At 68.9% G+C, this 25,355-nt stretch carries 20 protein-coding genes; 18 read left to right on the forward strand and 2 right to left on the reverse strand.

Annotated elements, in window-relative coordinates; translation table 11 throughout:
• The first annotated feature begins 67 nt into the window (after positions 1 to 67).
• The 13 genes from ngcE (at position 68) to ACIGXX_RS05375 (ending at position 17,059) form a co-directional block, all read left to right on the forward strand.
• Positions 68 to 1,501: an N-acetylglucosamine/diacetylchitobiose ABC transporter substrate-binding protein gene (gene ngcE, locus ACIGXX_RS05315; protein ID WP_351158243.1), complete on the forward strand. Its 1,434-nt coding sequence runs from the start codon at positions 68 to 70 to the stop codon at positions 1,499 to 1,501.
• 190 nt (positions 1,502 to 1,691) lie between these two features.
• The gene (locus tag ACIGXX_RS05320; RefSeq protein WP_351159327.1) at positions 1,692 to 2,606 is read left to right on the forward strand and encodes a sugar ABC transporter permease; all 915 of its coding nucleotides are present in this window, start codon (positions 1,692 to 1,694) and stop codon (positions 2,604 to 2,606) included.
• A gap of 21 nt (positions 2,607 to 2,627) precedes the next feature.
• Complete coding sequence (locus ACIGXX_RS05325) at positions 2,628 to 3,521, forward strand: carbohydrate ABC transporter permease (protein WP_351158246.1); 894 nt, start codon at positions 2,628 to 2,630, stop codon at positions 3,519 to 3,521.
• Positions 3,522 to 3,671: 150 nt separating this feature from the next.
• On the forward strand, positions 3,672 to 4,934 hold the full coding sequence (locus ACIGXX_RS05330; RefSeq protein WP_361468025.1) for an extracellular solute-binding protein: 1,263 nt from the start codon (positions 3,672 to 3,674) through the stop codon (positions 4,932 to 4,934).
• Positions 4,935 to 5,053: 119 nt separating this feature from the next.
• Entirely contained in the window at positions 5,054 to 5,932 is an 879-nt protein-coding gene (locus tag ACIGXX_RS05335; protein ID WP_351158252.1) for a sugar ABC transporter permease, read from the forward strand.
• Positions 5,932 to 6,816 carry a carbohydrate ABC transporter permease gene (locus tag ACIGXX_RS05340; RefSeq protein ID WP_351158255.1) on the forward strand — a complete coding sequence of 295 codons (885 nt, stop codon included), beginning with the start codon at positions 5,932 to 5,934 and terminating at the stop codon, positions 6,814 to 6,816. Before ACIGXX_RS05335 ends, ACIGXX_RS05340 begins: the two co-directional genes overlap by 1 nt.
• A gap of 208 nt (positions 6,817 to 7,024) precedes the next feature.
• On the forward strand, positions 7,025 to 8,224 hold the full coding sequence (locus ACIGXX_RS05345) for an ROK family transcriptional regulator (RefSeq protein ID WP_361468020.1): 1,200 nt from the start codon (positions 7,025 to 7,027) through the stop codon (positions 8,222 to 8,224).
• Positions 8,225 to 8,344: 120 nt separating this feature from the next.
• Complete coding sequence (locus ACIGXX_RS05350; RefSeq protein ID WP_351158260.1) at positions 8,345 to 9,430, forward strand: substrate-binding domain-containing protein; 1,086 nt, start codon at positions 8,345 to 8,347, stop codon at positions 9,428 to 9,430.
• Positions 9,431 to 9,622: 192 nt separating this feature from the next.
• Entirely contained in the window at positions 9,623 to 10,402 is a 780-nt protein-coding gene (locus ACIGXX_RS05355) for an ATP-binding cassette domain-containing protein (protein WP_351158263.1), read from the forward strand.
• Entirely contained in the window at positions 10,399 to 11,682 is a 1,284-nt protein-coding gene (locus ACIGXX_RS05360; protein ID WP_351158266.1) for a sugar ABC transporter permease, read from the forward strand. Before ACIGXX_RS05355 ends, ACIGXX_RS05360 begins: the two co-directional genes overlap by 4 nt.
• Before the next feature lie 213 nt (positions 11,683 to 11,895).
• Positions 11,896 to 13,830: a 1-deoxy-D-xylulose-5-phosphate synthase gene (gene dxs, locus ACIGXX_RS05365; RefSeq protein ID WP_383823704.1), complete on the forward strand. Its 1,935-nt coding sequence runs from the start codon at positions 11,896 to 11,898 to the stop codon at positions 13,828 to 13,830.
• A gap of 149 nt (positions 13,831 to 13,979) precedes the next feature.
• Positions 13,980 to 15,482: an amino acid permease gene (locus tag ACIGXX_RS05370; RefSeq protein WP_361468011.1), complete on the forward strand. Its 1,503-nt coding sequence runs from the start codon at positions 13,980 to 13,982 to the stop codon at positions 15,480 to 15,482.
• Positions 15,483 to 15,565: 83 nt separating this feature from the next.
• Positions 15,566 to 17,059 carry an ArnT family glycosyltransferase gene (locus ACIGXX_RS05375; protein WP_399972976.1) on the forward strand — a complete coding sequence of 498 codons (1,494 nt, stop codon included), beginning with the start codon at positions 15,566 to 15,568 and terminating at the stop codon, positions 17,057 to 17,059.
• 18 nt (positions 17,060 to 17,077) lie between these two features.
• Here the strand turns inward: ACIGXX_RS05375 and ACIGXX_RS05380 are convergent, their stop codons facing one another.
• The gene (locus tag ACIGXX_RS05380; protein WP_399972979.1) at positions 17,078 to 18,073 is read right to left on the reverse strand and encodes a hypothetical protein; all 996 of its coding nucleotides are present in this window, start codon (positions 18,071 to 18,073) and stop codon (positions 17,078 to 17,080) included.
• A 23-nt stretch (positions 18,074 to 18,096) separates the two neighbouring features.
• On the opposite strand from ACIGXX_RS05380, the gene ACIGXX_RS05385 reads away from it, so the two are divergent.
• The 5 genes from ACIGXX_RS05385 to ACIGXX_RS05405 all read left to right on the forward strand — a co-directional run bounded on the left by ACIGXX_RS05385 (position 18,097) and on the right by ACIGXX_RS05405 (position 24,959).
• Positions 18,097 to 19,305, forward strand: a complete 1,209-nt coding sequence (locus ACIGXX_RS05385) for a CapA family protein (RefSeq protein ID WP_399972982.1) — start codon at positions 18,097 to 18,099, stop codon at positions 19,303 to 19,305.
• 302 nt (positions 19,306 to 19,607) lie between these two features.
• A complete protein-coding gene (locus ACIGXX_RS05390) occupies positions 19,608 to 21,848 on the forward strand; it encodes a HAMP domain-containing protein (protein WP_399972985.1) in 2,241 nt (746 codons plus the stop codon).
• Between the two features lie 6 nt (positions 21,849 to 21,854).
• Positions 21,855 to 23,387, forward strand: a complete 1,533-nt coding sequence (pgsB, locus tag ACIGXX_RS05395; protein ID WP_351158283.1) for a poly-gamma-glutamate synthase PgsB — start codon at positions 21,855 to 21,857, stop codon at positions 23,385 to 23,387.
• Positions 23,384 to 23,866, forward strand: a complete 483-nt coding sequence (locus tag ACIGXX_RS05400) for a poly-gamma-glutamate biosynthesis protein PgsC/CapC (RefSeq protein WP_249587145.1) — start codon at positions 23,384 to 23,386, stop codon at positions 23,864 to 23,866. Before pgsB ends, ACIGXX_RS05400 begins: the two co-directional genes overlap by 4 nt.
• A gap of 16 nt (positions 23,867 to 23,882) precedes the next feature.
• The gene (locus tag ACIGXX_RS05405; RefSeq protein ID WP_351158287.1) at positions 23,883 to 24,959 is read left to right on the forward strand and encodes an NlpC/P60 family protein; all 1,077 of its coding nucleotides are present in this window, start codon (positions 23,883 to 23,885) and stop codon (positions 24,957 to 24,959) included.
• A 19-nt stretch (positions 24,960 to 24,978) separates the two neighbouring features.
• Here the strand turns inward: ACIGXX_RS05405 and ACIGXX_RS05410 are convergent, their stop codons facing one another.
• Entirely contained in the window at positions 24,979 to 25,347 is a 369-nt protein-coding gene (locus tag ACIGXX_RS05410; RefSeq protein WP_361467995.1) for an NTP pyrophosphohydrolase, read from the reverse strand.
• Positions 25,348 to 25,355: the final 8 nt, after the last annotated feature.

Raw genomic sequence — 25,355 nt, forward strand, 5'->3', positions numbered from 1 at the left:
CTTCGCCACTGGCGAGCTGTCGGGAGCCCCGTACGCCGCCTGAGTCCTGGAAGGCGAGGACTTGAGCATGGGATCCACCAGCATCAACCGTCGTGACGTGATGAAGAGGGCGGCGGCCACCAGCCTTCTCGCCGTGCCGGCCGTGGGCGCCCTGAGCTCCTGCGCGAGCGGCGGCGGGGACGAGAACAAGGCGGAGAAGGGCGAGAAGTCCAAGAAGAACCCGCTCGGCGTGAAGGACGACGCCGGGCTCGCCGTGGTCGTCTTCAACGGCGGTTACGGCGACAAGTACGCCCAGTTCGTGACCGACATGTACAAGAAGCGGTACCCGGACTCGAAAGCCGCCCAGAAGTCGACGACGAAGATCGCCACTCAGGTGCAGCCGAAGATCGTCCGCGGCAACCCGACGGCCGACGTCATCAACAACTCCGGCGCCGACCAGATGAACCCGGGCAAGCTGGTCTCCAACAAGCAGGTGGCGGACCTCACCGAGCTGCTCGACGCGCCGTCGTGGGACGACCCGAGCGTCAAGGTGCGCGACATCCTCGAACCGGCGGTCGAGGCGAGCGGCAACTTCGGTGGCCCCGGCACCTTCCAGGCCGGCATCTCGCTGACGGTCTACGGCACCTTCTACTCCAAGAAGCTCCTTGAGGAGGGCCTGGATTCCGCGTACCCGAAGACCTGGGACGAGATGCTGGCCGTCTGCAAGAAGGCCAAGGCCAAGGGCATCCACGGCTGGAGCTACCCGGGCGGCCACCCGCGGTACATGTTCTTCAGCATCTACACGATGTTCGCGCAGCGCGGCGGGCGCGAGATCACCACGGCCATGGACTACCTGGAGCCGGGCGCCTGGAAGAACGACGCGGTCAAGGACGTCTTCGAGGCCTGGGAGGAACTGGTCGCCAAGAAGTACGTCCTGACCGGCTTCGACGGCACCGAGGCGCACACCGAGATGCAGACCGCCTGGACCAAGGGGGGCAAGTGCGTCTTCGTGCCCAACGGTTCCTGGGTGGAGAACGAGGCCAAGGACACCACCCCGAAGGACTTCGGGATGTCGTTCGGCCCGAGCCCGTCACTGGACTCCGGCGACAAGATGCCGTTCGGCACGATCAACGCTCCGGCCGGTGAGTTCTACGTCGTCCCCGAGAAGGCGCAGAACCGGCAGGGCGGCCTGGAGTGGCTGCGGGCGATGTACAGCAAGGAAGCCGCCCTGAACAACTTCAAGGAGCTCTCCGCTCTGCCGGTGGTCAAGGGGGCCATCGACGGCCAGGAAATGCCGCACGGTGTGGCGAGCGTGCAGGCGGCGATCAAGGCCGCCGGCAAGAACGTCGTCATCGCGAAGCACATGGACTGGTACAACGAGCTGTTCCGCGAGGACTTCAACAACATGATCGCCAAGTTCATGCTGGGTCAGATCGGCACCAAGCAGGCCATGGACATCATGGAGAAGGCCGGAGCCCGGATCCTCAAGGACCCTGACGTCGTCAAGGTCAAGAAGTCCTGATCAGCAGCGGATCGACCGAGAACGCGAGCACGTGAACGAGGCGGGGCGGAGTGGCGTGAAGACTGACACCCGGGTGGGCGATTCGCCACCTTCGAAGAAGGCACCGGACCCGGCAGGACGGCCCAAGTCGCCGAACGGGCTGCTGTTCGTCCTGGCGGTGCTCCTTCCGCCCCGCTTCACCCCGCAGAGCGTGCGCTACGACCGGCGCTACCGGACGCTCGACAAGTACCGCTTCATCGCGGGCTTCCTGTCGCTGCCGCTCGCGTTCTACGCCCTGTTCGTGATCTCGCCCTTCATCCAGGCGATCTACTACTCGTTCACGGACTGGTCCGGCGGGCCGGTGGCGAACTTCATCGGCTTCGACAACTTCACCAAGATGTGGAACGACGAGCGCTTCTGGGAGTCCCTGGAGGTGAGCATCACCCTGGCGGTCGTCGCCCCGGTGATCACGCTCGTGCTCGGCATGTTCTTCGCGTACATGATCACGTCGGGCGGCAGGCACCGGAAGGGCCAGGCCATCGCGGGCGTCGCGGGCTCGTCGGTCTACAAAGTCGTCTACTTCTTCCCCCAGGTCCTGTCCGTCGCGATCATCGCCGTGGTCTGGGGCCGCGTCTTCAACACCAACAGCGGCCTGATCAACGGCGGGCTCGACAAGCTGGGCGTCGACGGCCCGGCCTGGCTGGGCGGCGACCGCTCCCTGGCCCTCATCGCCGTGATGATCGTGCTCTCCTGGAGCTTCGTCGGCTTCTACGTGGTGCTGTTCTCCGCCGCGATGGGCGCGATCCCCAAGGACATCTACGAGGCCGCGCTGCTGGACGGCGCGAGCCGCGGGCGGACCTTCTTCAGCGTGACGCTCCCGCTGATCTGGGACACCGTGCGGACCGGCTGGATCTACATGGGCATCCAGGCACTCGACTCGTTCGCGATCGTCCTGGTCATGGTTCCCGAACACGTCCTGAAGGTCACCCCGGTCTTCCTCTACGAACGGTTCCGTGACGGTCAGTACGGCTATGCCACCTCCATCGGCGTCGTCCTCCTCGTCCTCAGCATGGCGTTCTCGCTGATCGTCATGAGGATCGGGAACCGCGACCGGATCGAATACTAAAGACCGCGGGAGCACTGCATCATGACCACGACCACCGCACCCCGCGCCGAGTCCGCCGACACACCCCGCCGGGAGGGCGATTCGGCGAGCGGCGCGACCCTGAACGTCTTCTCGCACGCCTTCCTCGTCCTGTGGGTGGTCCTCGCGGCGGGCCCCCTGATCTGGGTCGCCCTCACCGCGCTGCGCCCCTCGGTCGAGATCCTCAGCGATCCGATGGGCTGGCCGACCTCCTTCCACTGGGAGAACTTCAGCAACGCGTGGACCGAGGCGAACATCGGCCAGTACGCCATCAACTCGGTGATCATCCTGGCGGGTTCGCTGACCGGCACCATGCTGCTCGGCTCGATGGCGGCCTATGTGATCGCCCGCTTCACCTTCCCGGGCAACCGCTTCATCTTCATGCTCTTCGCGGGCGGCATGATGTTCCCCGTCATCCTCGCCCTCGTCCCGCTCTTCGCGGTCATGGAGAACTTCGGCCTCCTGGACACCCGGCCCGGCCTGATGATCGCGTACATCGCGTACTCGCTGCCCTTCACGACCTTCTTCCTCACCTCCTTCTTCCGTACGCTGCCGACCGGCGTCCAGGAGGCGGCGATGGTCGACGGGGCCTCGCACACGCGGACGTTCTTCCAGATCATGCTGCCGATGGCCAAGCCGGGCCTGGTCAGCATCGGCATCTTCAACTTCCTCGGCCAGTGGAACCAGTACCTGCTTCCGCTGCTGCTCAACAACGAGGAGGAGAGCAGCTACGTGCTGCCTCAGGGGCTCGCCACGCTGGCGGTCTCGCAGGGGTACCGGGGCGACTGGGGAGCGCTCTTCGCGGGTCTGACGATCGCGATGCTTCCGGTGCTCGTCGTGTACGCGGTGTTCCAGCGTCAGGTGCAGGCCGGCCTCACCGCGGGGGCTCTCAAGTGACCCTGTCCGCCGGTGATTTCAGCTTGGCCACGAAAGTGGTCTAGGCCTGTCGCGCCAATTCCGGCCGTGAGTAATGTCGGCCCCACGGCGCCGCGGGGGGAACCTTTTGCCCGCGTTCAAGTCGACACCGATGTCGAAGGGTTGAACAGCATGAGGAATCGATTGATCGCCACCGGTGCGGCAACGCTCGCGATGGCCATGGGACTTACCGCGTGCGGCGGTGACAGCGACAGCGGCGACGGCAAGACCATCAAGCTCGTCGCCGCCGACTACGGCGACAAGGCCTCCAACGCCTCCAAGAAGTACTGGGACGGCGTGAAGAAGGAGTTCGAGAAGGAGAACGACGGCTACAAGGTCGACGTCCAGGTCATCAACTGGAACGAGATCGACAAGCAGGTCAAGAACATGATCCAGGCGGGCGACCAGCCCGACCTGCTGCAGACCGGCGGCTACGCCGACAAGGTCGCGGACGATCTGCTCTACAAGGCCGACGAGGTCCTCTCGCCCAAGACGCAGGAGAACCTCATCCCCACCTTCGCCAAGGCCGGCGAGGTCAAGGGCACGCAGTACGGCATCCCGTGGGTCTCCTCCAGCCGCGTGATGTTCTACAACAAGGCCGTCCTGAAGAAGGCCGGCGTGAAGACGCCGCCCAAGACCTGGGACGAACTCGCCGCGGCCGCCAAGAAGATCAAGTCCTCCAAGGCGGCCGACACCCCCTACGCCCTCCCGCTCGGCCCCGAGGAGACCCAGGGCGAGACGATGATGTGGGAGCTCGGCAACGGCGGTGGCTACACCGACGCGAGCGGCAAGTACACGCTCGACAGCGCGAAGAACGTCGAGACCTTCGACTGGCTCCAGAAGAACCTGGTCAAGCCCGGTCTCACGTACTCCAACCCGGCCTCCACCGACCGCAAGACGGCCTTCGCGGACTTCGCGGCGGGCAAGGTCGGCATGCTCAACGGCCACCCGAGCCTGATCCAGATGGCCAAGGACGGCAAGGTCGACTACGGCGTCGCGCCGATCCCCGGCAAGACGGGCCCGCTGGAGTCCACCCTCGGCGTGGCCGACTGGATGATGGCGTTCAAGGACGGCGGCGCGGAGAAGGAAGGCGTCAAGAAGTTCCTGGACTTCACGTACTCCAAGAAGATGCTGGAGTTCGACGAGATGTACAACCTGATGCCCGTCACCCAGGACGCGCTCAAGACGATGCAGACGAACGGCAAGCACAAGGACCTGGAGCCCTTCTTCGAGGTCCTGCCGAACGCCAAGTTCTACCCGCTGGGCGACACCGCGTGGGACGTCATCTCCGCGGAGATGAAGAAGACCGGTGGCAAGGCCGCGAGCGACGACCCGAAGACGGTCCTCGGCGACCTGCAGAAGAAGGCGGAAGCGGCGGCTGCCGAGAGCAAGTAGCAGCCAGGCAGACGCACTTCGTCCCGTAGTCCCGTTCGCTAGGAGACCTTGTGTCACTGAAGGCCCCTCCGCCCCCGGCCGACACCGGCCGGGGACGGAGCGGGCGCGCACCCAGGCCGGTGAGCCGTCGCAGCGGCATCGCCCGACTCGGCCCGCTGCCCTGGATAGCGCCCGTCATCCTGCTGATCCTCGCCGTGGTCATCTGGCCGGTCGTCGAGCTGGTCCGCACCTCGTTCCTCAACATCTCCATCGCCGGCATCGTGCGCGGCAGCGCGGGGACCGACAAGTACAAGAAGCTCTTCGACGAGACCGACTTCGGGGCCGTCCTGCTCTGGACGGTCGTGTGGACCGTCGTCGTCGTGAGCGTGACGATGCTGCTCTCGCTGGCCCTCGCCCAGCTGTTCAACCAGAAGTTCCCCGGCCGCACCGTCACCCGCTGGGCGCTCATCGCGCCCTGGGCCGCGTCCGTCCTGATGACCGCCATCGGCTTCAAGTGGATGCTCAACCAGACCGCGGGCGTGCTCAACACGCTGATGCTCGACCTCGGTCTCATCGACAAGTCCAAGGACTGGCTGGGCAAGCCGGAGACGGCCTGGCCGTGGATGATGGCCGTCGCGATCTTCGTGTCGCTGCCCTTCACCACGTACACCCTGCTCGCGGGTCTGCAGACCATCCCGCACGAGGTCTACGAGGCGTCGCGGATCGACGGGGCGAGCCCCGGGCAGACGTACCGGCACATCACGCTGCCGATGCTGCGGCCCGCGTTCCTCGTCGGTGTGGTCATCAACCTCATCAACGTCTTCAACTCCTTCCCGATCATCTGGGCCATGACGCAGGGCGGTCCCGGCTATGACACCTCCACGACCATGGTGTTCATGTACAAGCTGAAGGAGACCGACATCGGCGAATCCGCCGCCATGTCCGTGGTCAACTTCGCGATGGTCGTCGTGCTCGTGCTGATCTTCCTGAAGGTCAGCCGGTGGAACGAGGAGGACTGATGGCCACCGCGACGGAGACCCGCGCGGGGTCCCCGAAGGGCCCCGCGCCCCAGCTCAAGCCCAAGCGCACGTTCCGGCCGCGCACGCTGGTCATCACGGTGGTCGCCTGGGCCCTGGCGGCGATCTTCCTGGCTCCGTACCTGGAGATGGTGATCACCGCGCTCCGGCCCAAGAGCGAGCTGCGGGACCGGACCTATCTCCCGCAGAACCTGGAGTGGTCGAACTTCATCGAGGTCTGGAAGGAGTCGGAGCTCGGCCAGAACCTCCAGGTGACCCTGTTGGTCGCGGGCGGGGCCACGCTCCTGGTGCTCCTGGTCTCGCTGCCCGCCGCGTACTACACGGCGCGCATGCGCTACCGCGGACGCAAGGCCTTCCTGCTGCTCGTCCTGATCACCCAGATGTTCCAGCCCACCGCCCTGCTCGTCGGTCTCTACCGCGAGTTCCACCAGCTGGACATGCTCAACTCGGTCTGGACGCTGATCATCACCAACGCGGCGTTCAACCTCGCGTTCGCGGTGTGGATCCTGACGGCCTACATCAGCTCGATCCCGCCCGAGCTGGAGGAGGCGGCGATGGTGGACGGCACCAGCCGCTTCGGCGCCATGATCAAGGTGACCCTGCCGCTGGCGCTGCCGGGCGTGGTCACCGCGGTGATCTTCACTTTCATCACTGCGTGGAACGAGTTCGTGATGGGCCTCACGCTCACCACCGAACCCGACAAGCAGCCGCTGACCGTCGGCATCAACAACTTCATCGGCGCCTACACCGTGGAGTGGAACTACCTCTTCGCGGCGTCCGTGGTGGCGATCGTGCCGGTCATCGTGCTGTTCGCCTTCATCGAGCGGCACGTCGTCTCGGGTCTCACCGCGGGATCGGTCAAGTAACGGATCGGCCCGCACAGGCCGGGTCTGGGTGGTTTGGGGTGCATCCTCGCCGCTTGGACCCGGCCTGTCCGGCTGTTCGGGAGCGCCGATTTCCGTCAAGGACTTGACTGCGCCAACCCGTTCAGCAGAGCTTGGAGTTCACAACTTGTACGGGCGGCGAAGGCGCGCCACGACATTTACGTCATACGGAATAAGGGTGGCTGAGTCAATGGAGACTCCGGGGTCGCAGTCGTCGCTGCACCGGGCCAATCTCGAGCGGGTCGTACGTGCCGTACGGCTCGCCGGATCGCTCACTCAGGCGGAGATCGCCAGGACGACGGGTCTGTCCGCGGCCACGGTCTCCAACATCGTCCGGGAGCTCAAGGACGGCGGAACGGTCGAGGTCACGCCCACCTCGGCAGGCGGCCGCCGGGCCCGCAGCGTCTCGCTCAGCGGCGACGCGGGCATCGTCATCGGCGTGGACTTCGGCCATACGCACCTGCGGGTGGCAGTCGGCAACCTCGCCCACCAGGTGCTCGCCGAGGAGTCCGAGCCGCTGGACGTGGACGCGTCGGCCGCGCAGGGCTTCGACCGCGCCGAGCAGCTGGTCAGCAGGCTGATCGGGGTGACCGGGGTGGACCGCGCGAAGATCGCGGGCATCGGCCTCGGCGTGCCGGGGCCCATCGACGTGGAGTCCGGGACGCTCGGCTCGACCTCGATCCTGCCGGGCTGGACCGGCACCAAGCCCGCCGAGGAGCTCAAGGACCGCCTGGGCGTCCCCGTGCACGTCGACAACGACGCCAACCTCGGCGCGCTCGGCGAGCTGGTCTGGGGGAGCGGCCGCGGGGTCAAGGACCTGGCGTACATCAAGGTCGCCAGCGGTGTCGGCGCCGGTCTGGTGATCAGCGGGCGGATCTACCGCGGCCCCGGCGGCACCGCGGGCGAGATCGGGCACATCACCCTGGACGAGTCCGGCCCGGTCTGCCGCTGCGGCAACCGCGGCTGCCTGGAGACCTTCACCGCGGCCCGCTATGTGCTGCCCCTGCTCCAGTCGAGCCACGGCACCGAGCTGACCATGGAGCGCGTGGTGGCCCTCGCGCGCGACGGCGACCCGGGCTGCCGCCGGGTGATCGCCGACGTCGGCCGGCACATCGGCAGCGGCGTCGCGAACCTCTGCAATCTCCTGAACCCCAGCCGTGTCGTCCTCGGCGGCGACCTCGCGGAGGCCGGTGAGCTGGTCCTGGGGCCCATCAGGGAGTCCGTGGGGCGCTATGCGATCCCCAGCGCCGCGCGCCAGCTGACCGTCCTCCCAGGGGCGCTCGGCGGCCGCGCCGAAGTGCTCGGGGCGCTGGCTCTCGCACTCAGCGAAATGGGCGATTCAACCCTTTTGGACGGGTCTCTGTCTGCGTCCGCACCTGCCTTCACTTAGATAACGCATGGCACCGTTGTCATCTCGTTAAGGATTTACTCCTTGACGCTGGTGTGGCGGCCGAGTTGACTTCGAGCCACCTCGGCCGCAACGACGCGGCCACGTCAGGGAGGTTGGACAGTGAACACCCATCTGCGTCGTGCCGCGATAGCCATGACCGCTACCGCGATGGCCGTTTCCCTTGCCGCTTGCGGCGAGGCTGGTGGCGGTGACAAGGGAGACGGGGACAACAAGACCATCGGTCTGTTGCTGCCCGAGAGCAAGACCACGCGTTACGAGTCCTTCGACTACCCGCTGATCAAGGCGAAGGTCCAGGATCTCTGCTCCGACTGCAAGATCAATTACAAGAACGCCTCCGAGAACGTCTCGACCCAGAAGCAGCAGTTCGACGACCTCGTCGACTCCGGCGTCAAGGTCATCATTCTGGACGCGGTCGACTCCGGTGCCACCAAGGCGTGGGTGCAGGAGGCGAAGAAGAAGGACATCAAGGTCGTGGCGTACGACCGCCTGGCCGAGGGCCCGGTCTCCGCGTATGTCTCCTTCGACAACGAGAAGATCGGCAAGCTCCAGGGCGAGGGCATCGTCAACGCCCTGGGCGACAAGGCCAAGGACTCGAACGTCGTCATGATCAACGGCAAGGAGTCCGACCCGAACGCCGCCCTGTTCAAGAAGGGCGCGCACTCCGTCCTGGACGGCAAGGTCAAGAAGATCGTCTACGAGCAGACGGGTGAGTGGGACCCGAAGATCGCCGGCGAGAAGATGGGCACCGCCATCACCTCGCTGGGCAAGGACGGCTTCGACGCCGTCTACTCGGCCAACGACGGCATGGCGGGCGGCATCGTCGCGGCGCTGGAGTCGGCGAAGGTCAAGGGCATCCCGGTCGGCGGCCAGGACGCCGAACTGGCGGGCATCCAGCGGATCCTGAAGGGCTCGCAGGCCTTCAGCATCTACAAGCCGTACAAGCCCGAGGCGGAGAAGACCGCCGAGGTCGCGGTCAAGCTCCTGAACGGCGAGAAGATCGACTCGCTGGTCACGGACAAGCTGGACAGCCCCAGCGACAAGGGCATCCCGTCGGCGCTCGTCCAGGCGTTCGTCGTCACCAAGGACGACATCAAGGACACCGTCGTCAAGGACAAGCTCTACAAGGTCAGCGAGATCTGCACGCCTGACTTCGCGAAGGCCTGCGCGGACGCCGGCATCAAGTAGCCGCACTCGCAGGCAACGGACTCGTACGGCGTCTCGCCCTCCTTCACGCTCGCCCCGCTGTCGGGGGCCGAGACGCCGTACGTCTGCTCGCACCCCTGCCGCATTCCCCCTCAGCCCACATCACATCCCGCCGTACGCCATGCCCGTACGGCCTCCGCCGGCCCCCCTCGGCGGAAGAAGGAGATGGTTCACATGTCCGCTCCGCCCGTGCTGGCGTTGCGCGGCGTCTCCAAGCGATTCGGTGCCGTCCAGGCGCTCACCGATGTCGAACTGGAAGTACACGCAGGTCAAGTGGTCGCCCTGGTCGGCGACAACGGAGCCGGTAAGTCGACCCTGGTCAAGACGATCGCCGGGGTCCATCCGATCGACGAGGGCACTATCGAGTGGGACGGCAACCCCGTCTCCATCTCGCGCCCGCACGACGCCCAGGGCCTGGGCGTCGCCACCGTCTACCAGGACCTCGCGCTCTGCGACAACCTGGACGTCGTGGCCAACCTCTTCCTCGGCCGTGAGCTCGGCCGGGCCAAGGTCCTCGACGAGGTGGCGATGGAGAAGCGTGCCAAGGAGCTCCTCGACACCCTCTCCATCCGCATCCCGAGCGTGCGCATCCCGATCGCCTCGCTCTCCGGCGGTCAGCGCCAGGTCGTCGCGATCGCCCGCGCCCTGGTCGGCGACCCCAAGCTCGTGATCCTCGACGAGCCCACCGCGGCGCTCGGCGTCGAGCAGACCGCACAGGTCCTCGACCTGGTGGAGCGGCTGCGCGAGCGCGGCCTCGCGGTCCTGCTCATCAGCCACAACATGGCCGACGTCAAGGCCGTCGCCGACGAGGTGGCCGTCCTGCGCCTGGGCCGCAACAACGGCGTCTTCAGCGTCAAGGACACCAGCAACGAAGAGATCATCGCCGCGATCACCGGAGCCACGGAGAACGCCGTGACCCGGCGCAAGGCGCGCAGCGCGGAGGCCACGAAGTGAGTGAGACCGTGAACACCTCAAAGAAGGTGGACGCCGAGGCCCCGGCCGCCGACGCCATCCCGGCCGTCGACCCGCGCCTGCTCGTGCGCGAGCAGGGCTTCGCCGGTTACCTCACCGAGTTCAAGCGGAAGATCAAGGGCGGCGAGCTCGGCTCCATACCCGTCGTCACCGGTCTCATCGTCATCTGGGCGATCTTTGAGATCACCACCGGGCGCTTCCTCGACCCGTCCAACCTCAGCAACATCGCGCAGTACATCGTCGGCCCCGGCCTCATCGCGACCGGCATCGTCTTCGTGCTGCTGCTCGGCGAGATCGACCTGTCGGTCGGCTCGGTCGCGGGCCTCACCGCCGCGATCAGCTCGGTGCTCGCGATCAAGCAGGACGTGAACGAGGGCCTCGCCGTCGTCATCGGCCTGGCCGCCGCCGCCGCGATCGGCGCCCTGCACGGCTTCTTCTTCGCCCGAATAGGTGTGCCTGCCTTCGTCGTGACACTGGCGGGCTTCCTCGGGTGGAGCGGCCTGCAGCTGTACGTCCTCGGCAACACCCTGAGCCTGAACAACATCTCCGACGGCATCATCTACAACCTGAACAACTACTACTTCAGCGACGTCGCCGCCGCGTACGGCCTGGCCACCGTCGCGGTCGCCGCGTACGGCTACTCCCAGTGGAGCCAGCGGGTGCGCCGCAAGGCCGCCGACCTGCCGCACCGCCCGGTCAGCGAGCTGGCCCTGCGGACCGCGGTCGTCGCCGTCCTCGCCTACGTCGTGGCCTTCGTCCTGAACCAGGAGGACGGCCTGCCCCTTGGCCTGACCGTCTTCGTCGCCGTGGTGGTCCTCGCCAGCTTCGTGCTGCGCCGCACCAACTACGGACGTCAGGTCTTCGCGGTCGGCGGTGGCGTCGAGGCGGCCCGCAGGGCCGGCATCAACGTCGTGTGGATCCGGATCTCCGTGTTCACGATCTCCGGCTTCCTCGGCGGTCTTGGCGGCCTCTTCATCGCCTCCCAGTCCGGCGTCGCCGACTCGAACCTGGGCGGCGGCGACACCCTGATGCTGGCGATCGCCGCGGCCGTCATCGGCGGCACCAGCCTCTTCGGCGGCCGGGGCACCCCCTGGTCGGCGCTGCTCGGCATCCTGGTCATCCAGTCGATCATGACGGGCCTGTACATGTCGGGCAGCTCCAGCAAGGCGGTGCAGTCGATGATCACGGGTGCCGTACTCCTTGCCGCGGTCGTGCTCGACTCCGTGTCCCGCAGGAGCCAGAAGGCGGCAGGACGCGCCTGACCTGGCAGAACCCGGAGCAGAGCTGCCCGGCACCGCGATGGAGCGGTGCCGGGCAGCTCTCTGTCCACGTCCGACGTACGCCCGTTCGCGTGACACGGAACATCCGGCCCGGACGCCGTCGTCAGCGGCGGAACATTAGACTCAACAGGCCCGGCAACAATCCGGTCAACGCTTGAACAGCTCTACTGCACGCTCTACTGCAAGGAGGCACGGGTGCCGCTGCTGACCCGCATCAGGGGACCGCGCGATCTGGACCGGCTCAGCCCGGAGGAGCTGAACCAGCTGGCCGGCGAGATCCGCGCCTTCCTCGTCGACGCAGTGTCCAAGACAGGCGGCCACCTCGGCCCCAACCTCGGCGTGGTCGAGCTCACGATCGCCATGCACCGCGTCTTCGAGTCCCCGCAGGACAAGGTGCTCTTCGACACCGGCCACCAGAGCTACGTGCACAAGCTGCTCACCGGCCGCCAGGACTTCGCCAAGCTGCGCACCAAGGGCGGCCTCTCCGGCTACCCCGCGCGCGCCGAGTCCGACCACGACGTGATCGAGAACTCGCACGCCTCGACGGTCCTGGGCTGGGCCGACGGCCTCGCCAAGGCCAACGAGGTGCGGGGCAAGGACGACCACGTCGTCGCCGTCATCGGTGACGGCGCGCTCACCGGCGGCATGGCCTGGGAGGCGCTGAACAACATCGCCGCCGCCAAGGACCGCCCCCTGGTGATCGTCGTCAACGACAACGAGCGTTCGTACGCCCCCACCATCGGCGGCCTCGCGAACCACCTGGCGACCCTGCGCACCACGGACGGCTACGAACGCTTCCTGGCCCGCGGCAAGGACCTCCTGGAGCGCACCCCGGTCGTCGGCAGGCCCCTCTACGAGACGCTGCACGGCGCGAAGAAGGGCCTGAAGGACTTCATCGCCCCGCAGGGCATGTTCGAGGACCTCGGCCTGAAGTACGTCGGCCCGATCGACGGCCACGACATCGAGGCCCTGGAGTCCGCCCTGGTGCGCGCCAAGCGCTTCGGCGGCCCGGTCATCGTGCACTGCATCACCGAGAAGGGCCGCGGCTACAAGCCCGCCCTGGAGGACGAGGCCGACCACTTCCACGCCGTCGGCGTCATCCACCCCGACACGGGCCTGCCCATCGCCGCCTCCGGCATGGACTGGACCTCCGTCTTCGGTGAGGAGATGGTCAAGCTCGGCCGTGAGCGCGAGGACATCGTCGCGATCACCGCCGCCATGCTCCAGCCGGTGGGCCTGAAGAAGTTCGCCGAGGAGTTCCCCGACCGGGTCTACGACGTGGGCATCGCCGAGCAGCACGCGGCCGTCTCCGCGGCGGGCCTGGCCACCGGCGGCCTGCACCCCGTCTTCGCCGTGTACGCGACGTTCCTCAACCGCGCCTTCGACCAGCTCCTGATGGACGTGGCCCTGCACAAGTGCGGCGTCACCTTCGTCCTGGACCGGGCGGGCGTCACCGGCACGGACGGCGCCTCGCACAACGGCATGTGGGACATGTCGATCCTCCAGTGCGTGCCGACCCTGCGGATCGCCGCCCCGCGCGACGCCGACCAGGTCCGCCTCCAGCTGCGCGAGGCCGTCGAGGTCGACGACGCCCCGACCGTGGTGCGCTACTCGAAGGGCGCGGTCGGCCCGGCGGTCAAGGCCGTCGGCAAGGTCGGCGGCATGGACGTCCTGCGCAAGGCGGGCACCAACCGCGCCGACGTCCTGCTCGTCTCCGTGGGCGCGCTCGCCCCCATGTGCCTGGAGATCGCCGACCTCCTGAACAAGCAGGGCATCACGACCACGGTCGTCGACCCCCGCTGGGTCAAGCCCGTCGACGAGGCGCTCGCCCCGCTCGCCGAGCAGCACCGCGTGGTCGTCACCGTCGAGGACAACTCCCGCGCGGGCGGCGTCGGCTCGGCCATCGCCCAGGCCCTGCGGGACGCGGGCGTGGACGTGCCGCTGCGCGACTTCGGCATCCCGCCGCGCTTCCTGGACCACGCGTCGCGCAAGGAGATCATGGCCGAGATCGGCCTGACCGCCCCGGACATCGCCCGCCAGGTGACCGGCCTGGTCGCCAAGCTGGACGGGCGATTCGAGCGCACGGCGGCCGTGGACTCCGTCGAGGCGGGGGAGCCCGCGCGCGACTGACCGAGTCAACCCGCACCGCCGATGGGCCGGTTCCAGCACCCTGTACGGGTGGTGGAACCGGCCCATTCGCGTGAATAGGCTCGCGCCGAGGCCTGCGGGGTACTCGCCCTCTCGATCATGTCGAGGACGACAAGCGTGGAGGTACGTCCGTGGCAAGCAGCCTTTTCAGAACGAAGAGCATCGAGCAGTCCATCCAGGACACCGAGGAGCCGGAGCACGCGCTCAGGAAGTCGCTGTCCGCCCTCGATCTCACGGTCTTCGGAGTCGGCGTCGTCATCGGCACCGGCATCTTCGTGCTGACCGGAGCGGTGGCCAAGGAGACCGCGGGGCCCGCCACCGCGATCGCCTTCGCCGTCGCCGGCGTCGTCTGCGCCCTCGCGGCGCTCTGCTACGCGGAGTTCGCCTCCACCGTGCCGGTGGCCGGATCGGCGTACACCTTCTCGTACGCCTCGCTCGGTGAGCTGCCCGCCTGGACCATCGGCTGGGACCTGGTCCTGGAGTTCGCCCTCGGCACCGCGGTGGTCGCCGTCGGCTGGTCCGGCTACGTGCGCTCGCTGATGGACAACGCGGGCTGGAAGCTGCCCGACGCGCTCTCCGGGCCCGATGCCGCCGAGGGCTTCAGCTTCGACATCCTCGCCACCGCGCTGGTGCTTGTCCTCACGGTCGTCCTCGTCCTCGGCATGAAGCTGTCCGCGCGCGTCACCACGGTGATCGTCGCCATCAAGGTGGCCGTCGTCCTGATCGTCATCATCGCGGGCGCCTTCTTCATCGACACGGACAACTACAAGCCCTTCATCCCCAAGGCGCAGGAGGTGACCGCGGGCAACAGCATCGACTCCCCGCTCATCCAGCTGATGTTCGGCTACGCGCCCACCAACTTCGGCGTCCTCGGCATCTTCACGGCCGCCTCCATCGTCTTCTTCGCCTTCATCGGCTTCGACATCGTGGCCACCGCCGCCGAAGAGACCAAGATGCCCCAGCGGGACATGCCGCGCGGCATCCTCGGCTCCCTGCTGATCTGCACCGTCCTGTACGTCGCCGTGTCGATCGTCGTCACGGGCATGCAGCACTACAGCGAACTGTCCGTGGACGCCCCGCTCGCCGACGCCTTCAAGGCCACCGGGCATCCCTTCTACGGCGGCGTGATCAGCTTCGGCGCCGCCGTCGGCCTCACCACCGTCTGCATGATCCTGCTGCTCGGCCAGACCCGCGTCTTCTTCGCGATGAGCCGCGACGGACTGCTGCCGCGGTTCTTCTCCCACGTCCACCCGAAGTACCGCACGCCGCACCGCCCGACCATCCTGCTCGGTGTCCTCATCGCGATCCTCGCGGGCTTCACCAGCCTCGACGAACTCGCCGAGCTGGTGAACATCGGCACGCTCTTCGCCTTCGTCGTGGTCGCCCTGAGCGTCATCATCCTGCGCCGCACCCGCCCGGACCTGCCCCGCGCCTTCCGCACCCCGCTGGTGCCGTTCGTGCCCATCCTCTCGGTGGCCGCCTCGGTGTGGCTGATGCTGAACCTGCCGGCCGAGACCTGGGTGCGGTTCGGCATCTGGATGGCGCTCGGCTTCGTCGTCTACTTCGCGTACGGGCGCTCGCACAGCCAGCTGGGCCGCCAGGCCAAGCAGCGCGCGGCCGGTGACGCCTCGTAGTCACCGCGGTCGCGTCCGGTCAATCATCCGGCCCCGTATGTCCCGATCAGGCAGGGACTGCGGGGCCGGATAGCGTGCTCCCTATGCTCGCCGAGCCTTCCGCATCACTACGCTCCGTACGCGGCCTCCGGCTGCCGCGCCCGCGTACGGAGCGGGCCACGGCGCCCCCCGCGCCGTACTGGCCGCGCCTGCTCCCCCTCCTCGCCGCGCTGGCCTGCGTCACCCGGATTCCCTCCTTCCGGTGGCCGCTGTGGAGCCCGGACGAGGGCTATCTCGCCGTCCAGGCAAGGATGTTGGCGGACGGCGGCGAGCTCTACGAAACGGTCGTCGACCGCAAGCCGCCGCTGGTCCCCTGGCTGTACGAGGGGACGTTCGCGCTCTTCGGCGATGAGACGCTGCTCCCGCTGAAGGTCCTCGCGGTGGCGGCCCAGCTCCTGACCGCCGTCCTCCTCGTCTCCATCGCCCGGCGCCGCTGGGGCGACGGCGCGGGCCGCACGGCAGGCGTGCTCTACCTCCTCATCTCGGTCGGCCTGAACCCCGAGGACGCCCAGGCGGCCACCTTCGAGGTCTTCATGCTGCCGTGCACGGCGGCCGCCATATGGTGCGCGGACCGGCGCCGCTGGGGTGCGGCGGGTACCGCGGTGGCCTGCGCCTTCCTGGTCAAGCAGACCGGGGGAGCGGTCCTTGTGCCGGTGGCGTGGCTGCTGTGGCAGGCGGGCGCGGTCCGAAAGGACGTACTGCGCCTGGGAGTCGGTCTGGGCGCTCCGGTCCTCGCGGTGGCTGCGGTCACGACCCCGGCGGGTTTCCTGTTCTGGACGGTGACGGGATCGGGCGCGTACGCCTCCTTCACCGGGTCCGAACTCCACGTACTCTTGCGGGGTTTGACGAACGCGACGATCCTCGCGGCGGCCTGCGCGGGGATCATTCCGCCGGTCGCGCGGGTCCTGCGCATCGCCCGCACCGGCTCGGCGGAGCTGTGGCTCTGGCTCGCCTCATCGGCGGGCGCGGTCCTCGTCGGTTTCCACTTCTTCGGGCACTACTACCTCCAACTCACGCCTTCCCTAGCCCTGTTGGGCGCTGCGGCGCTCCAGATCCTGCCCCGGGAGCGCACCCTGACGGCGGTGTCGGTCTCGGCCGGGGCGTGCGCGCTCTTCCTGGCCTGGGGGATGCTGGCGCCGCGCCCCGAGCTCGCGCACGCGCAGCGGCTCGCGGGCGAGATCCAGACGCGCACGGCGCCGGGGGAGCGCGTACTGGTGTGGGGCATACACCCCGAGACGTACTGGCTGGCCGACCGCGCCCCCGCCAGCCGCTACCTCACGGCGGGCCTCCTGACCAACTACAGCGGCGGTCGCGACGGCCCTCAGGTGGGCGAGAAGTACGCGGTGGACGGCGCCTGGCCGGTCCTCCGCGGCGAGCTCGCGGCCGACCCGCCCGCGCTGATCGTGGACGACTCCCGGGGCAAGCCGTACGGCCCCGACCGGGTGCCGTCGCTGCGGCGGATCCTCGCGGTGAGCTACCGGCCGGTGCTGCGGGTCGAGGGGACGGTGGTGTACGCGCGGGTGGACCGGGCGCGGTGAGCGGGCGACGGGGGCGGCCTAGTCGGGGCGCCGCCAGGTGCGCGTGACCTCCGCGAGCGCTTCGACCACCTCCCGCGAGCGGTCGCGGTCCTCGCGGATCCGGGCGTCGAACTCGACGTGCAGGAACGGCACATCGCGCGCCGCCGCCGTCCGCCCCTGCACATTGGAGCGGCCCGCGAGCGGGCAGGACCGGGCCCAGGCCCGGCAGACGTCGTAACCCCGCTCCCGCAGCGCGTCCGCGAGGTCGCGGCCCTCGGTGACCGCCTCCCTGCCCCGGCCCGTGGAGGCGACGACATCGTGCTTCGGCGCGGAGGCGTCGTCCATCCCGTGCAGCTGCACACCGGGGAGCCCGCGGCGCACGAGTTCGGCGCAGATCGCGTGAAAGACGCTGTCCCTGCGGTGCGCCACATCCGCCTCGTCGCCGCGCCCGGCTTTGCGATGTGCTCCCGCGACGACCAGTACGCCACCGGGTGCGCGGCTCAGGAGCCGAGCGCCGAGCCGTTCCGTGTACCGGTCGGTGACGGGGTGGGGGATCTGGGCCGACCAGCGGACGGGGGAGTCGAGGTCGATGTAGACGCGGCCCCAGCCGCGCGGTGCCGCGCCGCCTTCGGAGCGGTCGGCGACCTCGGCGAACCGGCGGCCGCCGGCCGGGTCGGTGACCGTGCGCACCGCGAAGTCCACGTCGGCCAGACGGTGTTCGGCCGCCGTGCGCCGGTGGTCCAGGAGCAGCGCGATCCCCGCGGCCATCGTGCGCCGGTCCTCGCGGGTGGGGTGGCGGTATCCGCTGTCCTCGTCGAAGCCGGAGCTGTAGTCGGTGATCAGCCGCTCCAGGTTGCCGCCGGGGCGGCCGTCCGGGCTCGGGGCGGAAGGGCTGCGGTCCGGCCGTGAGGGCTTGTGGTCGCTGTCCGAGGGGGTCGAGTCGCACTGTACGAGGCTGAGGGCGACGGCCGTCACGGCGGCGAAGACCCCGAGCTTCTTCGCGATCGTGATCAGTCGGGTACGGGAGTGCTTCATGGTTGTATAAAGATATCCCTGTGATGACACGTCCCTTCCGCAGGTATTTCGTGACCTGTGTGGCCTCCGCGTCCCTGCTCGCCTGCACCGCCACGGCCTGCGGCCCCTTCGGCGACGATGACAAGCCCGCCGCCGACGGCGGCCCCTCGTTCACCGTCGCCGCGGCGGGCGACATCCTGATCCACCCGCAACTGACCGAGCAGGCGCGCAAGGACGCCAAGGCCTCGGGCAAGGGCGAGAAGGGCATCGACTTCCGGCCGATGATGGCCGGGATCAAACCCGTCATCAGCAAGGCCGACCTCGGCATCTGCCACTTCGAGCCGGTGGTGGGCAAACCGGGCGGCCCCTTCCAGAGCTATCCCGACTTCCTCGTGCCGCCGCAGATCGCCACGGCGGTCAAGGACGTCGGCTACGACCAGTGCTCGACCGCGTCCAACCACACCCTCGACCACGGCCCCGCCGGAGTCACCCGCACCCTGGAAACGCTCGACAAGGCGGGCCTGAGGCACACCGGTTCGGCGCGCGGCGCGGCGGAAGGGGACAAACCGCTCATCACCGAGGTGAAGGGCGTCAAGGTCGCACAGATAGCCTTCGCCTTCGGCTTCAACGGCCGCGAGGTCCCCAAGGACAAGCCGTGGATCGTGAACCAGAACAAGTTCGACGCGATCGCGGCGGCCGAGAAGAAGGCGCGCGCCGCGGGCGCCGACGTCGTGATCCTCAGCATCCACTGGGGGCGTGAGAACCAGCCCAACGCCAGCTCCTCGCAGCTCAGACTCGCCCGCAGGATCGCGCGCGAGACCGGCATCAACCTCGTCATCGGCCACCACGCGCACGTCGTCCAGCCGATGGAGAAGGTCGACGGCACCTGGATCGCGTACGGACTCGGCAACCAGATCGCCCGGCACGACGTGCCGAGCGGACTGACCGAGGAGGGTGCCATCGGCTGGTTCGAGTTCGTCCAGCGCGGCGGGAAGTGGGACGTCGACGCCAAGTACGTGCCGACGTTCGTGGACATCCCGCCGGACCCGGACGAGGCGGGGGCCCTGCCCAAGGACGCGGTCCAGGACCACCGGCTGCTGGACGTGGCCGCCACGCTGCGCGACGGCGACGGCCTCAGCGAGGAGCAGCGCTCCCGCTACCGTCTCGCCTTCGAGCGCACCCAGGGCACGCTCCTGAACCGGGGCGCGAGCAAGGACGGCCTGGAGCCCCTGGAAGCGCTGCCCGGCTCCTGACGACTGCCGTCTTCCCTGTGTACACCCGCCATTCACCGTCCCGGGCCCGCCTGCGTCGGCGGGCGGATGAGTCGTGCGTCTTCTGACGTAACGGGTGTCGGGCGATCAGCGCGAGCTAGCTCACATTTCCCATAACTCGTACATCCTCTCGGTTGGCTCGGAAGTCCAAGCTCTCCGGAACGCATCACTCTGTGCTCGTGCGTCCCGCCGTCGCCACACGTCCCCGCGTCACTCCAGGAGAGGAGCACCCCTTGGCCGCTTCGCGTTCGAAGCGGCGGCACAAGGTCCGCCGAAGAACCGACATGTCCCTGCTGGGTGGCATACGTCCCCCCATCGCCGTGCTGTCGGTCCTGCTCCTCGCCCTCGCGGGCATCACCGCCCTGACCCTCGGCCGTGCCGGCCAGGAAGCCGTACCCCAAGCGATCAAGTCGTCCCAGCAGCACTTCGCCGAGGACGGCGCCATCGCGCTGCGCGCCTCCATCGACGAGTCCGTCACCGACCTGACCCGGACCGCCGGACTGTTCAGCGCCGGCGAGCCGGTCCCCGCCGACGCCGTCCTGGACAAGATCGGCAGCGTCTACCAGAAGTGGATGGGCACCGCGGTCGTCGAGATCTCCTCGGGCAAGCTCCTCGCCGCCCGCGGCGAGAACCTGCCGCTGACCGCCATCGACCGCGGCGCGCTCGCGGACGAGGACGGTCTCGCCCCGCGCATGGTGCGCCTGGAGAACGGCGAGACCCGCCTGCTCTCCTTCGCCCTGCTCACCTGGAAGGGGCAGCCGCAGCAGCTCCTCGTCGCCTCCGGCAGCCTGCGCTTCCCCGGCATCAGCCTCGGCAAGTTCCGCTCCATCGCCGTCGTCGGCCAGGACGGCAAGGTCCTGAGCACCGACGGCATCCCCGAGCCCGAGCAGGTCCTCACCGATCTGCAGCGCGACGAGGTCAAGCAGTCCAACAAACAGCTCAGGTCCTTCGCCACGACCGCGGCCAAGAAGGCCCGCGCGCACCCGATCAAGTCCAAGGAGCCCGGCTCGGGCGGCTTCCTCGGGGTCAGCGGCCACCTCACCGGCGAGCGCTACCTCGGTGAGCGCGCCGTCGCCGGTTACGCGAGCCTGGCCGGACCCGAGGCGGGCAAGGCCACCGTGGCCACCCGGCTCGGTCTCGCCGTCGTCGCGATGGTCCCGGTCGCCGAGGACCCGACGGCCACCAGCAGCTCGGCCTTCGGCCTCTTCGCCGCGGCCGCCCTGCTGCTCATCGGCGGCGTCACCGTCTACTTTCTCCTTCGGACCGTGCAGCGCCCGCTGATCCAGCTGTTCCTGGAGGGCCGCAGGCTGACCCGCGGCGACCTCGAACGGCCGGTCTCCGTGCCGCGCCGCGGCGAGGCGGCCCGCATCGGCGCCGGCCTCGAACGGCTGCGCCGCCAACTGCTCGGCGCGCCCGCCGATACGCAGCGCGAGCCCGCCCGCCGCCGCAGGTTCGGCAGCCGCACCCTGCTCGCGGTCTGCGCCGTGCTCCTGCTCGCGTGGTCCGCGCCGCTCATGCTGCTGCTCAACCGCGCGGGCGACACCGTCGTCGTGCCCCAGCAGCTGGTCAACGACCAGCGCGAACGCACCGACACCCTCACCGACCGGGTCCGCCGCGCCCTCAACGAAGGCCACGCCGACCTCACGTCGGTCGCCTCCCTCATGGGCGACCGCACCGAGGCGTCGGACATGACCACGGTCCTCGAGAGCACCCTGAACCAGCACGCCCGCTACCAGTCGCTGTACGTGCTCGACGCGCGGGGCAAGGTCCTGGCCGAGGCGGGCGGCGACCCGCGCAGCCCGTCCGGCGAGGGACCCTCCGACGAGGCCATCCGGGTCGTCGACGAGGGCGGCAAGGAGCCGGTCATCTTCGGCACGGCCGAGGTACCGGGTCGCGAAGGGGCCGCCGTGGTCGGCGAGTTCCGCATCGAGTTCCTCAACTCGCTGCTCAAGCGCCCCGGCCTCGGTGCGGTCCGTGTGGTCGACGAGAAGCGCCGGGTGATCGGCGCCAACACCGGCTACCGCGAGTTCGAGGGCCTGCCCAACGGGCGGCTCAAGGCGCTCGCGGAGGGCACCGGGCAGAAAGTGGGCCTCAGCCCGCGCCCCAGCGGCGTCCTCTACCGCGGCGGCGGCGACGGGATCGAGATCGCGGCCGCGGCGCCCTTCGCCGGCGGCGGCGCCGCGGGGTCGCTGCGCTGGACCGTGCTCAGCTGGCAGCCCGCGTCGAGCCTCGCCATCCCCGAGTACAGCCTGCAGAACCGCACCGTCCTCGCGGGTCTGCTCGGCATCACCGCCGCGGCGGCCTGTCTCGGCTGGCTGCACATCGTCGTCGTACGGCCGCTGCGGCACCTCGCCGACCAGGCCGAGGCACTCGCCGACGGCGACCGTCGCACGGTCCTCTACCCGCGCCACCACGACGAGGTCGGTGCCGTCACCCGCAGCCTGGAACTCCTGCGGCAGCAGCTGCCGACGGGCACCCAGCGCAAGCGGGACGGCGTCACGGCCGACCTCGCCGGAAGGAACTGAACCCCCGTGCTCTTCCTCTACACCGTGCTCGTGGTGTGCGGCGCCATCCTGTTGGTGGCCGGAGTCGTCGAACAGCGGCGGCACTTCACCAACCTGGAGCACATCCCCTCGCGGGTCCTCGTCAACGGCATCCGCGGCAAGTCCTCCATCACCCGCCTCTGCGCGGGCGCCCTGCGGGGCGGCGGGCTCACCACGGTCGCCAAGACCACCGGTACCGCGGCCCGGTTCATCCACCCGGACGCCACCGAGGAGCCCGTCTACCGCAAGTTCGGCATCGCCAACGTCGTCGAGCAGATCGGCATCGTGCGGCGGGCCGCCGCGTACAACCCGGACGCCCTGGTCATCGAGTGCATGGCGGTCATGCCGGCGCTCCAGGAGATCAACCAGTCCAAGCTGATCCGCTCCACGATCGGCGTGCTCTGCAACGTCCGTGAGGACCACCTCGCCGAGATGGGCCCGACCCTCGACGACGTGGCGCGCTCCCTCTCGCGCTCCATGCCGGAGGGCGGCATCTGCGTCACCGCCGAGCAGGACCGCTTCGACATCCTCAAGGAAGAGGCGGACGCGCGGAACTGCGAGCTGATCTACGCCGACCCCGAGACGGTGAGCGACGAGGAGCTGCGCGGCTTCAGCTGGTTCACCTTCAAGGAGAACGTGGCGATCGCGCTGAAGGTCGCCGAGCTGCTCGGCGTCGGCCGCGAGGTCGCCCTCCAGGGCATGTACGACGCCCCGCCGGACCCCGGTGTCCTCTCGGTCGAGCGGTACGCGACCGAGGACGGCAAGAAGGTGCGCTTCGCCAACGTCTTCGCGGCCAACGACCCCGAGTCGACGCTGATGAACATCAACCAGCTGCTCGACCTCGGCGCCATCCACCGACCGCTGCACGTCGTCATCAACTGCCGTCCCGACCGCGTCGAGCGCAACGGCCAGATGGGCGAGATCATCCCCGACCTCCAGCCGGAGAAGGTCTTCGTCATCGGCCACCCCGCCAAGTCCGCGATCGACGCGATCCCCGCCGAGTGGCGCGGGCGCGCCGTGGACCTCGGCGGCGACCGGCGCGACCCCGAGGAGTTCATGCACCAGATCCTCGGGCAGCTCGGCCCCGACTCCTCGCTGGTGGCGATCGGCAACATCCACGGCCAGGGCGAGCTGCTCCTGGAGCGCCTCGCGGAACTGCCGCCGGACGAGAGCGAGGAGCAGGCCCCCGAGGAGCCCGCCCCGTTCTACGAGCCGCACGTCGACCCCTATCAGCACTACCCGGAGGCGTACGAGTCGCGGTACTCCACGGCCCAGCTCCAGCAGGTGCAGATCCCGCAGGCTCAGATCCCGCAGGTGCACGTCCCCGTACAGCGCACACCGGACCAGCAGTACGAGACCTACGCACCGCACGAGCAGTACGCGCCCCACCAGGCATACCCGCCCCAGGAACCACAGCCCCAGCCACCCGCGCCCCGCGGCATGTTCGAGCCGAGGATCGCGCCCGTACCGCCCGCCCAAGACGACGACCAGCAGTGGTACAGCCCAGGAGAGCCCCGTTGATTCCCTCCGTCCTCACCCCCGAGATCGCCGCGGTCGGTATCGCGCTCGGGCTGCTGTTCTCCCTGGTCTGTTATCTGACGACCAACCTCTCGCCCGGCGGCATGATCACCCCGGGCTGGCTCGCCCTGACCCTCGTCGAGGACCTGCAGCGCGCGGCCATGGTGCTCGGCGTGACCGTGCTGACCTACGTCGGCACCCTGCTGATGCAGAAGTTCGTGATCCTGTACGGCAAGCGCCTCTTCGCCGCGGTCGTCCTGCTCGGCGTCACCCTCCAGGCGACCGTGATGATCGTGCTGTCCATCGAGTTCCCGCTCATGTACGCGAACCAGACCCTCGGCTTCATCGTCCCCGGCCTGATCGCCTACCAGCTGGTGCGCCAGCCCAAGGGCCCCACCCTGCTCGCCACCGGCTCGGTGACGCTCATGGCCTATGTCGTCCTCACGGCCGGGATTCTCCTCGGCTTCATGCCGTCCGCCTGATTCCCAGGAGTCATTCATGCCGCCCAAGAAGAAGCGTCCCGTCCTGCACGCGGCGACCGTGCTCGCCCTCCTCGCGGGCAGCGCGTACCTGACCGTGGAACTGCGCAAGGACGAAGAGGCCAAGGCCCCCAAGGTGCAGGCCGTCACCGACACCCCCGGCGGCCTGCAGAACAGCAACGGTCAGCCGGGGAGCGGGAAGCAGAAGTGGGAGCGCCTGAAGAACCCCGACCGCTCCGTCCTGCGCACCGAGAGCGGCAAGGTCGTCGCGACCTTCACGGACGGCGCCCGCAGCGCGACGCTGACAGGACCGAGCCGTACGTTCACCGAGCCCGCGAACACCAAGTCCCGCGTCGTGACGAACGACTGGGTACGGCTCATGCCCGAGACGTGGCGCGAGGGCGCCGAGAAGGAGAAGTGGTTCAAGGACTGGTACAAGGAGTTCTCCGGCAGCGAAGAGGACGACATCTTCGCGATGGCGTTCCAGTACGTGGAGGGGGCGCCGGTCAAGAAGGACGACGAGGGCATCTCCTACGCGGGCGACGCCAACTTCGGGCCGCTCAACCCGGACGGCAGCGCGGAGAACGACCTGCGTCTGGAGGAGTCGGACTTCTTCGACTACCTCGGCATCCCGTACACGTTCCGCAACGGCACCACCATCCAGCCGGAGACGAAGCGGGCCCGCTCCATGGACTGCTCCGGGTTCATCCGCACGGTCTTCGGCTACCGCGCCCGCTACCCCCTGATGGCCAACGACCAGGCCGGTGACGGCCTGCCCCGCACCGCCAACGGCATGGCACGCGGCAAGGCCGGCACGGACGTCATCAGGCTCAAGGGCGTCGGCGCGGCGGACCGCCCCAAGTCCATCGACGTCGTCCAACCCGGTGACCTGGTCTTCTTCAAGCTGGATGCCCGCACCAAGCAGCGCCTGGACCACGTGGGGATCTTCCTCGGCCACGACGCCGACGGGCACAAGCTCTTCATCTCCAGCCGCGAAGAGGTCAACGGTCCGACGATCGGGGACAAGGGCGGCACATCGCGCCTCGACGGCAACGGCTACTACGCCTCCACCCTGCGCAGCGCGAAGCGGCTCTAGGGCGGACCTAGAAGCAGACCTAGGGGCGAACCGTACGGGGGCCCGCACACCGGGCCCCCGATTCGCCCACCCTGCGCCGCAGTTCACGGTCGGCCGTGACGACCAGGCAGGGGCGGCCCGCGGCCTGCGCGGCCAGCTCCGCGATGAGGTCGTCGCCGCTGCCGGGCGCGCTCTCGACGCGTACGCCGGGCACCGATTCCACGCCGCGCGCCGCGCCCTCGACGACGAGGACGATCTCCAGCGGCCCCGGGTGTTCCGGCAGGCCCTGATCCGCGTACGCGACCAGAGAGTTCCGCAGTCGTTCCGCGGCTCCGCGGCGATCGCGCCACCAGCCGTCGGGGACGGACCCGACGACGTTCGCGGCGTCCACGACGACCAGAGTTCTCATCCGGCAAA

The sequence above is a fragment of the Streptomyces sp. NPDC055243 genome (genome assembly GCF_044544025.1).
Taxonomy (GTDB): Bacteria; Actinomycetota; Actinomycetes; order Streptomycetales; family Streptomycetaceae; genus Streptomyces.